This is a genomic window from Enterobacteriaceae endosymbiont of Donacia simplex (assembly GCF_012568645.1).
Taxonomy (GTDB): domain Bacteria; phylum Pseudomonadota; class Gammaproteobacteria; order Enterobacterales; family Enterobacteriaceae.
Window position 1 is genome coordinate 202,554 of record NZ_CP046192.1, and the last position, 14,681, is coordinate 217,234.

Sequence of the window (14,681 nt, forward strand, 5' to 3'; positions counted from 1 at the left end):
TTAAACAATTAAAATATAATAATTTTTTACAAATTATTATACTTAATATAATATAAATCTTATCTTATATAAAGATATAAATATGTATGTTTAATAAATTAAAAAATATTGCAGCTAAATTTGCAATAAAATATATTAAAAATAACAATATTATTGGTATTGGTTCAGGAACTACAATATCCCATTTCATTGACATTTTATCTACTGAAAAACATAATATTAAAGGAATAGTATCTGCTTCTGAAAATTCTACAAAAAAATTAAAAAAATATAATTTTAATATTTTAAATATTAATGAAATAAAAAAAATTAGTATATATTTTGATAGTGCTGACGAAATTAATTATAAAATGCAAATGATAAAAGGAGGAGGAGCTGCATTAACTAACGAAAAAATTATATCAAATTTATCAAAAACATTCATCTGTATTATTGATGAATCTAAATATGTAAAATATTTAGGTATACATCCTGTTCCTATAGAAATTATACCTTTAGCAAAAAATTTTATTATTGAAAAATTATCTTACATAGGAGCTATTGCAAAACTTCGTATAAATACAATTACAGAACATGGTAATTTAATATTAGATGTATATAATTTAAATTTAGAGAATCCAGTTAAAATTGAAAAATATATAAATAATATTCCTGGAATTGTAACAGTTGGTTTATTTACACAAAAATGTGCAGATATAGTAATAATAGGAAATAAAAATTTTACAGTATCTGTAATAAATAAAAAAAATAAATTTTAATATAAATTTATTTTTTTTTTTTGAAAATTTAATTTTATAATTTATAATATTTTATATGAAAATAAAATTTACTAAAATGCATGCATTAAGTAACGATTTCGTTATTATAAATAATATTAAAAAAAATTTTGTTTTAAAAAAAAAAATAATACAAAAATTATCTAATAGATATTTAGGTATAGGATTTGATCAATTATTATTAGTAGAATTATCATTAAATAAAAATATTGATTTTCATTATAGAATTTTTAATGCTAATGGGAATGAAGTAGAACAATGTGGTAATGGAGCACGTTGTTTTGCCTTATATTTAAAAATAAAAAAATTAACATTAAAAAATAAAGTATGTGTAAGTACAAAAAATCGCTTAATATATTTAAAATTTTTGAATAATAACATTATTTCTGTAAATATGGGGGTTCCTTTATTTAATCCTAAAGAAATCCCATTTATTACTAATAGTATTAAAAATACTTATAAACTTTTTTTTCAAAACAGATTTATTTATTTTAGTATTGTTTCTTTAGGGAATCCACATTGTGTTATTCAAGTTAAAGATATATCTAATACTTCAGTATCATTAATAGGTTCATTTTTTGAAAATCATAAATTATTTCCAAAAAAAATTAATGTAGGTTTTATGCAATATTTAAATATTAATAACATTAAAATAAGAGTTTTTGAAAGAGGAGTAGGAGAAACTAAATCTTGTGGTTCAGGTGCTTGTGCTGCTGCTGCTATAGGAATTCAAAAAAATATTTTATTAAATAAAGTGTATGTACATCTCCCTGGAGGGATTATAACCGTTTATTGGAAAGGAAATAATAATAATTTATATATGGAAGGAACTGCTAATTATGTTTATGATGGTAAAATAATATTATAATAAATTTTATTTTAATTATGGTATTTCAGTCCATGAAAAACGTCGATTTGTTAAAAAATCTAAATAGTAAACAAAAAGAAGTTGTATCTGAAATTAGAAAAAATTTATTAATATTAGCTGGAGCTGGTAGTGGTAAAACACTTGTATTAATTCGTAGAATAGCATGGTTAATTTATAAAGAAAATTGTTCTCCTAAGTCTATTTTAGCTGTAACTTTTACAAATAAAGCAGCATTAGAATTAAAAAATAGAATTACATTATTAATAAAAAATTATACAAAAAATGATATTTGGATAGGAACATTCCATAGTTTTGCTTATTATATATTGAGAATTCATTATATAGAAGCAAAATTAACAAAAAATTTTCAAATTATAGATACTTTTGATCAAAAAATATTAATTAAAAAAATTTTAAAAAAATTATCTTTACAAGATAAAAATTATTCAATAGATAATATTTTAAAATATATAAATAATTTTAAAAATAATTTCTTTAACAAAAAAAAAAATGATATTTATGGAAATAATATAAATAATATTCATTTACTTAAAATATATGATGAATATCAAAATTATTGTAAAATTATAGAAGTTATTGATTTTAATGATTTAATATTATGTTTGTATAAATTATTTTTATATAATCCTCATATATTAAAAATATATCAAAAAAGATTTCAAAATATTTTAATTGATGAATTTCAGGATACAAACGATATACAATATAAATTTATTTCTTTATTATATAATAAATATTATAATACTAAAATTATTCTTGTTGGTGATGATGATCAATCAATTTATGGATGGCGAGGTGCACAAATTGAGAATATGAATCTTTTTTTAAAAGATTTTGATAATGTTAAAACAATTTTATTAGAACAAAATTATCGTTCTACTTCAAATATTTTAAAAGCTGCAAATAAATTAATTTCTAATAATAATATTAGATTAAAAAAAAAATTATGGACTCAAAAAGAAGATGGTAAACTTATTTCTATATATTTTGCATTAAATGAATTTGATGAGGCTCAATATATTGCAAAATATATAAATAAAAATTTTATAAATAAAAATATAAAATTAGATAGTTGTGCAATTCTTTATAGAAATAATGTTCAATCTCGTATTTTAGAAGAAATGATGTTAAAATTTTGTATTCCTTATAAAATTTACGGAGGAATACGTTTTTTTGAACGTCAAGAAATAAAAGATGTTTTGTCATATTTAAGATTTATATCTAATTATAATGATGATAATTCTTTCGAAAGAATTATAAATATTCCTAAAAGAGGGATTGGAGATAACACAATAAATGTAATAAAACATGTTTCTAAAAAATATTTTTTAACATTATGGAAATCTAGTCTTTATATTTTAAAAAATAAAAAATATTTAAAAACTACATCATTTAATGCATTAAAAAAATTTATTATATTAATTAAATCTTTAAAAACTAATTTAAAAAATAAATCATTACCAATAATTATTAAAGAAACTATAAATAGTTCTGGATTATGGACAATGTATAATAAAAGTTGTTTTTCTGAAAAAAATTTTAATAAAATAAATAATCTAAAAGAATTAATTAATGCTGCTGATTATTTTACAAAAATTTCATTAAAACATACAAATAAATTATGTTCTAAAAATACTTTATTAGTAGATTTTCTTTCACAGACATTATTGACAACAGAAGATATTAATTTAAATAAAATAAATAAAAATACTAATAATTATATACAAATGATGACTATTCATGCATCAAAAGGATTAGAATTTTCTGAAGTATTTATGATAGGGATGGAAGAAGGGATCTTTCCTAATAAAAGTGCTTTTACAAATAATAATATAAATGAAGAAAGACGTCTAGCTTATGTAGGTATTACCAGAGCAAAAAAAAAATTAACATTAACTTATACAAAAAAACGTTATTTATATGGTAAAGAAATTAATTCTATACCATCAAGATTTATTAATGAATTACCAGAAAATTGTATCAGAAAAATTAGTTATTTAAAAAAAACTATTTTTTTTAAACCAAATAATATTTTAAATAAAAAAAAATATTTTATAGGCCAAATAGTGTATCATCAAATTTTTGGTAAAGGAATTATTCTAAAAATAGAAATTATTAAAAATAATAAAAAATTACAAATTAAATTTAATAATACACTAATAAAATGGATAATGTCTAATTATGTACAATCTTATATATAAAAAAGTAAATATATTTGTAAAATAAAACTTAAAAAATATATATATTTATTTAAATATTAATTTAAATAATATCCTAATTAGGAGTTATTATGTTAAATGCGTATAAAATATATAATAAACATTTAATTTATTTAAAGTTAGATAATAATTATAATAATCTTTTAGATGCAATTTGGATTGATTTAATAAAACCTGAAAGTATTGAAAGAAAAAAAATTTATTGTTTATTAGGACAAAATTTAGCTACTAGACCAGAATTAGAAGATATAGAAGCATCAGCAAGATTTTTTGAAAATCAAGAAGGATTACATATCCACTCTTTCTTTTTTTATAAAAATAAAGATGAACATGCTGGTACAACTACAGTAGCATTTACCATTAAAAATGGTAGATTATATACTTTAAGAGAAAAAGAGTTATCTGCTTTTCGTTTATATAGAATACGTATGCATAAAAATAATATCATGATTTATGGAAATCCTTATGAATTACTATTAGATATATTAGATACTAAAATTGAACAGTTAGCTGATGAAATAGAAAATATATATAGTCATTTAGAATCTCTTAGTTGTATTATTATGAAAGGACATAAAAATGATCAATTTAATAACGCACTTTCTACTTTAGCTGAATTAGAAGATATTGGTTGGAAAGTAAGATTATGTTTAATGGATACACAAAGAGCAGTAAATTTTTTAATGAGAAAAACTAGATTACCAAAAATTCAAATAGAACAAGCTAGAGAAATTTCAAGAGATATTGAATCTCTTTTACCTCACAATGAATCATTATTTCAAAAAGTAAATTTTTTAGTGCAAGCTGCAATGGGTTTTATTAATATAGAACAGAATAGGATCATAAAAATTTTTTCATTAGTATCAGTTATTTTTTTACCTCCTACTTTAGTTGCATCTAATTATGGTATGAATTTTTCTATTTTACCAGAATTAAAATGGAAATACGGTTATTTATATGCCATTATTATAATGGTAATTTCAGCTTTAGCTCCTTATTTTTATTTTAAAAGAAAAAAATGGTTATAATATAAAAAATATTCTTTAATTTATATAATTTTAATATTTAAACATAGATGATTATGTAATAAAATATTCATTAAAATTATATAAAATAAAAATAATTTTATTAATAATTAATATTTTTTTTAAATTTCATTTCACTAGGTGAATTAATTATATTATAATTCACCTATATAATTTTTTTAAAAAAATTATATATAAAATATAATATATTTATAAACAATAAAATATTTTATTTTCATAAAATTTAATATTTTATATTAATATAATAATTAATATAAATAATTATTAATAAACATGATATTTTTATTAAATTTCATAATATATTTAATATATTAAAATTATAATTTATTTTATAAAATATATTTGATCAAAATATTTTATTAATAAAAATTTTTTAAAATATAAAATATATTATTAATTTATATATTTATAGTTTATTATTACTAATAATTTTATTATATGTAGATAACATGTTAAATTTAAAATTTTTTTATTTACCATTTATTTTCAATAGTAAATTAAATAATATTTTTATATTATTTTGAAAATTTTTCTAATAAAATTTAAAAAATATAATTTATTTTTTAAATTTAATATTAATCAATTTAATAAATTAATTATTTTAAAAATTTTACAAAAATATTTTTATAAATTATATTTTCATATATTAATATATTGTTTTTTTATATTATTTTAAAATAAAATAAGTATTATTTTATTTTAATAAGAGATTATAATGAATAATTATTACTTTAAAAAAAATATTTCATATGAAAATATTGTGTATATTGAGAAATTATATCAAAATTTTTTAATAAATCCTAATTCTGTAAATAAAAATTGGTATAATATTTTTATAAATTTTCAAAAAAAAAATAAAAATTTAACTCAAAATAATAAATTAAAGAAAAATTTTTTTTATGAAAAAAAATTTTTAATAGAAAAAATTAATCAATTAATAAATAATTTTAGAGAATTAGGACATTACTATGCAAATATAAATCCGTTAATTTTAAATAAAATAAAATTAAATAACATTTTACAATTAGAAAATTATCATTTTAATGAAAAAGATTTACAAAAAGAAATTACATTAAATAATTTTTTTAAAAATAAAAAAATAATTAGTATTTATAATTTTTTTAAAAAAAAATATTGTGGTTCTATAGGTATAGAATATCATCACTTATTAAATAATGAAAAATATTGGATACAAAAAAATATAGAATATAAACAAAATAATTTAAATTCAAAAGAAAAAAGAATATTTTTAGAAGAATTAATTGCAGCAGAAATTTTTGAAAAAAATATAGGAAAAAACTTTCCAGGCGCTAAAAGATTTTCTTTAGAAGGTTGTGATGTTTTAATTCCTTTAATAAAAGAAATAATACGTTATTTAAGTATATTAAAAAATAAAACAAAAAAAATAATTTTTGGTATGGCACATAGAGGTAGATTAAATTTTTTAGTAAATATAATGGGTAAAAAAATTAAAGATATAAATAATGAATTTTCAAACATTTCTTCAAAAGAAAATAATATAGATGATGTAAAATATCATTTAGGGTATTCTTCTCTTATTGAAATAAATCAACAAAAAATAGAATTACAACTAGCATTTAATCCTTCTCATTTAGAAGTTATTAATAGTGTTACGATGGGTATCGCTAGATCTCAAAATGATATTTTAAAAAAAAAAAATATTTATATTTTACCTATAAGTATACATGGAGATGCATCTTTTAGTGGTCAAGGAATAGTACAAGAAATTTTAAATTTATCTCAAACTAGAGGATATGGAGTTAATGGTACTATTCATATTATTATTAACAACCAAATTGGTTTTACTACATCAAAAATTACTGATATGAGATCTAGCTATTACTGTACTGATATAGCAAAAATGATTCAATGTCCTATTTTCCATGTTAATGCTGATGATCTAGAAAATGTTATCTTTATAACAAGATTAGCATTAAATTATAGAAATATCTTTCATAAAGATGTTTTTATTGATTTAGTTTCATATAGAAGACATGGTCATAATGAAATAGATGATCCATTTATTACACAACCATTAATGTATAATTATATTAAAAATCATAAAAAAATACAAGATTTATATTTTAATCAATTATTATCAGAAAATATTATAAATAATCAGAAAAAAATAGATTTATATCAAAAATATCAAAATTTATTTAATAAAAATAAATATTTTATAAAAACATCTCATCTTCCTATTAAAAAACAATATAAAAAAAAAATATATAAAAAAATAAAAATTAATAAATTAAAAAAATTACTTTTTAAAATTAGTCATTTACCTAAAAAATTTAATATTCATCCTAGAGTAAAAAAAATTTATTTAGATAGAATTAGTATGAGTAAAGAAGAAAAAAAATTAGATTGGGGGGCAGCAGAAAATTTAGCATATGCAAATATTTTAACTCAAGGAATATCTTGTCGTTTATCCGGAGAAGATATTAAAAGAGGTACTTTTTCTCATAGACATGCAGTTATATATGATCAACAAAGTGGAATTTCATATATACCTTTAAAAAATATTGAATTACAACAAGGTAATTTTTATATTTATAATTCTATTTTATCTGAAGAAGCAGTTTTAGGTTTTGAATATGGTTATTCTTTAGATAATATTAATTATGTCCTAACAATATGGGAAGCACAATTTGGAGATTTTATTAATGGAGCTCAAATTATTATAGATCAATTTATTAGTTCTGGAGAAAAAAAATGGAATTATAAGAGTGGATTAATAATTATTCTTCCACATGGACATGAAGGACAAGGTCCAGAACATTCATCATCAAGAATAGAAAGATTTTTACAATTATGTGCTGAAGAAAATATGAAAATTTGTATTCCTTCTAATGCATCTCAAATCTATTATTTATTATGTGAACATGCATTTAATTCTATAAAAAAACCACTTATTATAATTTCTCCAAAATCTCTTCTGAGACATCCATTAGCTTGTTCTTCATTAAAAAATTTTGTAAATAATTATTTTAAATTAATTATAGATGAAATAGATATACAAATTAATATTAAAGATATTCAATATATTATTTTCTGTTCTGGAAAAATATATTATGATTTATTAGAACATAGAAATACTATAAAAAATAATAATATAATTATTATTAGAATAGAACAATTATATCCATTTCCAAAAAAAAATTTACAAAAAATAATTAAAAAATATATAACAATAAAAAATTTTTTTTGGTGTCAAGAAGAACCAAAAAACCAAGGAGCATGGATATATATTAAAAACTGTTTTAAAAATCAATTAAATTGTAATATTAACTATATTGGAAGAAATAAATCTGCTTCCACTGCAACAGGACATTTTAATATTTATAAAAAACAACAACATAAAATAATAAATTCTATTTTTAATATTGATACAAAATAAAAATTAATTTATAAGGATAAAAAATGGATAATATTAATATTATTGTTCCTGAATTACCTGAATCAATAAATAATGCAATTATAATTAAATGGTTTAAAAAACCAGGAGAAAAAATAAAAATTGATGATATTCTTCTAGAATTAGAAACAGATAAAGTAGTATTGGAAATACCATCAACTATTAATGGTATTTTAGAAAAGATTTTAGTTAAACAAGGAGAAACAGTAAAATCACAACAGATTATTGGTATTTTAAAAAAAGTAAAATTTTTAAAAAATACAGAAGATAATAATAAAAATGTTATAAAATATTCAGAATTTTTTAATTCTATTAAAAATCAAAAAAAAATCTTAAAAAAATTAAATAATTTTAGTCCTTCTATAAGAAGGAACATGAAAAAAAAAAATTTTTCAGTTAAAGAATTAAATAATTTTGATAATAAAATTAATTTAAATTCTGAAAATTTAAATAATATAAAAAAAAATAAAGAACAATTTTTTAAAAATAATAATTTTGAAAAAAAAAAAATGAGTCCGATAAGAAAATATATTTCTAAAAAATTAATGGATTCTAAAAATAATACAGTTATGTTAACAACTTTTAATGAAGTTAATATGAAAAAAATTATTAATATAAAAAATAAATACAAAAACTTCATTTATGAAAATTATAATATTAAATTAGGATTTACTTCTTTTCATATTAAAGCTATCACACAAGCATTAAAATCTTTTAAAAAAATTAATGCATTCATTGATGGAGAAAATATTATTTATAATAATTATTATAATATAAATATTGCAATTGCAACAGAAAGGGGTTTAATTACACCAATTATTTATAATACAAATAAATTATCATTAATAGATATTGAAAAAAAAATTAAAAAATTAATTATAAAAAGTAATAAAAATCAATTATCTATTGAAGATTTAGTCAGTGGTACATTTACCATTACTAATGGAGGCGTTTTTGGTTCTTTAATGTCAACACCTATTATTAATCCACCACAAAGTGCTATATTAGGTATGCATGTTATTAAAGATAGACCTGTTGTTATTAATAATAAAATATGTATTATGCCTATGATGTATTTAGCATTATCATATGATCATCGATTAATAGATGGAAAAGATGCCATAGGTTTCCTTATATTAGTAAAAACATTATTAGAAGACCCTATAAAATTATTTTTATAAATTTTATTTAGTTATTTATTATTAAATTTTTTATTAAAAAATTTGATTTTAACAAAATAATTAAAATATTTATAAATTTTTTTAAAAAATATTATAAATATTTTTAAATATATAAGGATTTATAATGTTAAATGTTATTGATTTATCAAGATTACAATTTGCATTAACAGCAATGTATCATTTTATATTTGTACCACTAACATTAGGACTTTCTTTTTTATTAGCTATAATGGAAACAATATATATTATATCTAAAAATAGAATATATAGAGATATGACCCAATTTTGGGGTAAATTATTTGGAATCAATTTTGCCTTAGGAATAGTAACAGGTATAACCATGGAATTCCAATTTGGAACAAATTGGTCATATTATTCTCATTATGTAGGAGATATTTTCGGTGCTCCATTAGCTATAGAAGGTTTAGTTGCATTTTTTTTAGAATCAACTTTTGTTGGTTTATTCTTTTTAGGATGGGATCGTTTAAATAAAAAACAACATTTACTTGTAACATGGTTAGTTGCTATAGGATCTAATCTTTCTGCTATTTGGATTTTAATTGCTAATGGATGGATGCAAAATCCTATTGCTTCTTCCTTTAATTATCAAAATATGCGAATGGAGATGAATAATTTTTGGAAATTAATTTTTAACCCTATAGCACAAGTAAAATTTGTTCATACTATAACAGCTGGATATACAACAGGTTCAATATTTATTATTGGAATTAGTGCATATTATCTATTAAATAAAAGAGATATAGAATTTTCTAAAAAATCTATAGTTATATCTTCTTGTTTTGGTTTATTTTCTATTCTTTCTGTAATAATATTAGGAGATGAATCAGGTTATCAATTACGAAATACACAAAAAATTAAATTAGCTGCTATTGAAGCAGAATGGGAAACACAAAAACCACCAGCAGCATTTAATATAATATGTTTACCTAATCAAAAAAAAGAATTAAATAAATATTCTATAAAAATTCCATATTTACTAGGTATAATTGCTACAAGATCTTTACATATACCAATTTTAGGTATAAAAGATTTAATTAAAAATAACGAATTAAAAATTACAAATGGATTAAAAGCATTAATTGCTCTTAAAAAAATAAAAAATAGAAATTTTAAACAAAATAATATAAAAATATTTAATCAAAATAAAAAATATTTAGGATATGGATTTTTATTTCAACAATACTATAAAGATATTCATAATATAAATAATACACAGATAAAAAAAGTTGCTAAAATGTCAATTCCGATAATTAGTCCTTTATTTTTTTCTTTTAGAATTATGGTTTTATCCAGTTTAATTTTATTTATCATATTAATATTAGTTTTCTATTATAGTATTATAAAAAATAATATTGAAAAAAAAAAATATTTATTAAAAATATGTTTATATACAATCCCTTTACCATGGATTGCATCTGAAACAGGATGGTTTATTGCTGAATATGGTAGACAACCATGGGCTATAAAAGATATATTACCTACATATATGGCGGGATCTTCTTTACAATTTATAGAAGTACTATTTTCATTAATCATAATTTTTATTTTTTATACAATTTTATTAATAATAGAATTATATTTAATGTATAAAATTTCTAGTATAGGTCCAAGTATTTTAAAAACTGGTAAATATTTTTTTGAAAAAAATATTAAAAAAAAAAAAATTAATTAGGTTATTTTAATGTTAAATTATAAATTTTTATGTTTAATTTGGTCAATAATAATTGGTATATTAATTACAGGATTTATGATTACTGATGGATTAGATATGGGAGTTGGTATTTTATTATTTATAATAGGTAAAAATAATATTGAACGTAGAATTTTAATAAATACAATTGCTCCTCATTGGGATGGAAATCAAGTATGGTTAATTACAACTGGAGCGGCATTATTTGCAGCATGGCCTATTGTTTATGCCACTCTATTTTCTCATTTTTATATAGCTATGATATTATTATTAGTATCATTATTTTTACGTCCTATAGGTTTTGAATATAGATCTAAAATTAAAAATGAAATATGGCAAAAAACATGTGATATATGTATATCAATAGGTAGTATAATACCTCCGGCAATAATAGGAATAGCATTAGGTAATATATTAAAAGGTATACCCTTTTATCTTAATAAGTATTATATTATTTATTCTAAAGAACATTTTTTAAAATTATTTAATTTATCTAGTATAATGATTAGTATTACTACTGTAATTTTAGTTATAAATCATGCTGCTACTTATTTACAAATTAGAATAAAAGATCTTATTATCAATCGTAGATTAAATTTACTTTTAAAAGTATCTTCTATATTATTAATAATTTTTTTTATTTTATCATTTACTAATGTTTTATTTTTTATAAAAGGTTATAAATTTAAAACTCTTGTATGTCAAAAAACAAATATAATTTATAAAACTCATAATATTATATATGAAAAAAAAGCATGGATGAATAATTTTCAAAATTTTAAATACTTATATTTATTGCCTTTATTGAGTATAATTTTACCATTTTTAATAATTTTAACATCTATATATAAAAAGAAAATAATAACATTTATTTTTTCTATTTTTACTATTATTAGCATTATATCAACCATAGGTATTATAATGTTTCCTTTTATTATTCCTTCAAATATAAAATATTATCAAAGTTTAACTATTTGGAATTCTACATCAAGTCAATTAACCTTAAATATAATGTTATATGTAGTAATGATATTTATGCCTATTATTTTAACGTATACTTTTTGGTGTTATAAAAAAATGTTTTTTTATATTAATAAAGAAGAAATTAAAAAAAAATCTGATTTTTATTATTAAAATTATTTTAAATTTAAAAATGGATATAAATTAATGTGGTACTTAATATGGTTGTTAATGATATTATTTTCATGTAGTCTTACTATTTTAATATCACTAAAAAAAGACTATAAAAAAATATAAGAAATAAATATTTTAAAATTATTTATTTTAAAATACCGAAAAAAATAGGTTATATTTTTTTATATAAAAATGTGTTATAATTAATAATATTGAGTTTTTACTTTATATTTTAAAAATAATATGATCAATAATATCAAATTATTTATTTATATAATAAATATCTATTAAAATTAATTGACTTAAAATGGATTTTTTTTATATTTTAAATATAAAATTATTATATACTTAATAAAATGAACCATTTAAATCAATATAATGCTGATTCTATAGAAGTTTTAGAAGGTTTAGATCCTGTAAGACGCAGACCTGGAATGTATACTGATCTTACTAGACCTAATCATTTAGCTCAAGAAGTAATAGATAATAGTGTAGATGAAGCATTAGCAGGTTATGCTAAAAATATTTTTGTTACTTTATATAAAGATCAATCATTAGAAGTTATTGATGATGGTAGAGGAATGCCTACTGATATACATTCCCAAGAAGGTATTCCTGCTATTGAACTTATTTTATGTCGATTACATGCTGGTGGAAAATTTTCTAATAAAAATTATAATTTTTCTGGAGGATTACATGGTGTAGGTATTTCTGTCGTCAATGCTTTATCAAAAAGATTAGAAGTTAGTATTTTCCATAAAGAAAAAATTTATACAATAATTTTTGAAAATGGATATAAAATACAAAATTTAAATTCTTATAAAAATATAAGTAGTCAAAAAAATGGAACAAAAATTAGATTTTGGCCAAATGAAAAATTTTTCGAACATCATACTTTTTTAGTTTCTAGTTTAATTAATTTATTAAAAGCAAAAGCAGTTTTATGTTCAAAATTAACAGTATATTTTACGAATAAGAATACTAAAGACAAGTATTATTGGAATTATAAAAATGGATTATCCGAATATTTAATTAATTCATTAGAAAATATTATTACTGTACCTAGTACACCATTTATAGGTAAATATTTTAATGATATTAAACATTTAAACTGGGCATTATTTTGGATTACAGGTAATAATCATAATATTATTACTGAAAGTTATGTTAATTTAATTCCTACTACTTATGGAGGTACACATGTAAATGGATTACGTTTAGGATTATTAGATGCAATACGTCATTTTTGTAATTTTCATAATTTATTACCTAGAAATATAAAATTATTAGGAGAAGATATTTGGAATCAATGTTCTTATGTTTTATCTATTAAAATTCAAGATCCTCAATTTACAGGACAAACAAAAGAACGTTTATCTTCTAGACAATGTACTGTATTTGTTGCAAACATAGTAAGAGATGCTTTTATTTTATGGTTAAATCAAAATTTTAAAATAGGTACAGTTTTAGTTGATATTTTTATTACAAATGCCCAAAAACGTATTAGAGAATCCAAAAAATTTATAAAAAAAAAAAATTATAATACAAATTCAATTTTACCTAGTAAATTATCTGATTGTATTATTCATGATAAAAAAAAAACAGAACTTTTTTTAGTAGAAGGTGATTCTGCGGGTGGATCAGCAAAACAAGCAAGAAATAAAAATTTTCAAGCTGTTATGCCATTAAAAGGAAAAATTTTAAATACGTGGGAAATAAATTCTGAAGAAATTTTATCTTCACAAGAAATATATGATATTTCTTTAGCAATAGGAATTTATCCTAATAATGAAGATTTAAAAAAATTAAGATACAATAAAATTTGTATTCTTGCTGATGCTGATTCAGATGGATTACATATTGCTACTTTATTATGTGCTTTATTTACAAAACATTTTTTACCATTAGTAAAAAAAGGACATATTTATGTTGCAATGCCTCCTTTATATCGTATAGATATAGGAAAAAAAACTTTTTATGCTTTAGATGAAAATGAAAAAATTAAAATTTTAAAACAAAATTATAATAAAAATAATAATCAACAAACAAATGTACAAAGATTTAAAGGATTAGGTGAAATGAATCCAACTCAATTAAGAGAAACAACTTTTAATCCAATTAGTCGCCGATTAATACAATTAATAATAAATAATACTGAAAAAGAAATAAAAAAAACATTTTCTATTATGGATATGTTATTAGCAAAAAAAAGAGCAGAAGATCGTCGTAAATGGTTACAAAAAAAAGGTGATATTACAACAATAATAAATATTTAGAAATATAATA

9 protein-coding genes are annotated in these 14,681 nt (G+C 19.1%); all 9 read left to right on the plus strand.

The window, feature by feature from the left end; genetic code table 11:
- Positions 1–86 precede the first annotated feature (86 nt).
- The 9 genes from rpiA (at position 87) to parE (ending at position 14,671) form a co-directional block, all read left to right on the plus strand.
- The gene (gene rpiA / locus GJU00_RS00970; RefSeq protein ID WP_168893455.1) at positions 87–758 is read left to right on the plus strand and encodes a ribose-5-phosphate isomerase RpiA; all 672 of its coding nucleotides are present in this window, start codon (positions 87–89) and stop codon (positions 756–758) included.
- 61 nt (positions 759–819) lie between these two features.
- Positions 820–1,644: a diaminopimelate epimerase gene (gene dapF / locus GJU00_RS00975; RefSeq protein ID WP_168893685.1), complete on the plus strand. Its 825-nt coding sequence runs from the start codon at positions 820–822 to the stop codon at positions 1,642–1,644.
- A 32-nt stretch (positions 1,645–1,676) separates the two neighbouring features.
- Positions 1,677–3,866, plus strand: a complete 2,190-nt coding sequence (locus GJU00_RS00980) for a UvrD-helicase domain-containing protein (RefSeq protein WP_168893456.1) — start codon at positions 1,677–1,679, stop codon at positions 3,864–3,866.
- A gap of 89 nt (positions 3,867–3,955) precedes the next feature.
- Complete coding sequence (gene corA, locus GJU00_RS00985) at positions 3,956–4,912, plus strand: magnesium/cobalt transporter CorA (protein ID WP_168893457.1); 957 nt, start codon at positions 3,956–3,958, stop codon at positions 4,910–4,912.
- 733 nt (positions 4,913–5,645) lie between these two features.
- Entirely contained in the window at positions 5,646–8,351 is a 2,706-nt protein-coding gene (locus tag GJU00_RS00990) for a 2-oxoglutarate dehydrogenase E1 component (RefSeq protein WP_168893458.1), read from the plus strand.
- Positions 8,352–8,374: 23 nt separating this feature from the next.
- Positions 8,375–9,550, plus strand: coding sequence for a dihydrolipoyllysine-residue succinyltransferase (sucB, locus tag GJU00_RS00995; protein WP_168893459.1), 1,176 nt, complete (start codon positions 8,375–8,377; stop codon positions 9,548–9,550).
- A gap of 124 nt (positions 9,551–9,674) precedes the next feature.
- On the plus strand, positions 9,675–11,243 hold the full coding sequence (locus GJU00_RS01000; RefSeq protein WP_168893460.1) for a cytochrome ubiquinol oxidase subunit I: 1,569 nt from the start codon (positions 9,675–9,677) through the stop codon (positions 11,241–11,243).
- A gap of 9 nt (positions 11,244–11,252) precedes the next feature.
- Positions 11,253–12,395, plus strand: coding sequence for a cytochrome d ubiquinol oxidase subunit II (cydB, locus tag GJU00_RS01005; RefSeq protein ID WP_168893461.1), 1,143 nt, complete (start codon positions 11,253–11,255; stop codon positions 12,393–12,395).
- A gap of 356 nt (positions 12,396–12,751) precedes the next feature.
- Positions 12,752–14,671 carry a DNA topoisomerase IV subunit B gene (parE, locus tag GJU00_RS01010; protein WP_168893462.1) on the plus strand — a complete coding sequence of 640 codons (1,920 nt, stop codon included), beginning with the start codon at positions 12,752–12,754 and terminating at the stop codon, positions 14,669–14,671.
- Positions 14,672–14,681 lie beyond the last annotated feature (10 nt).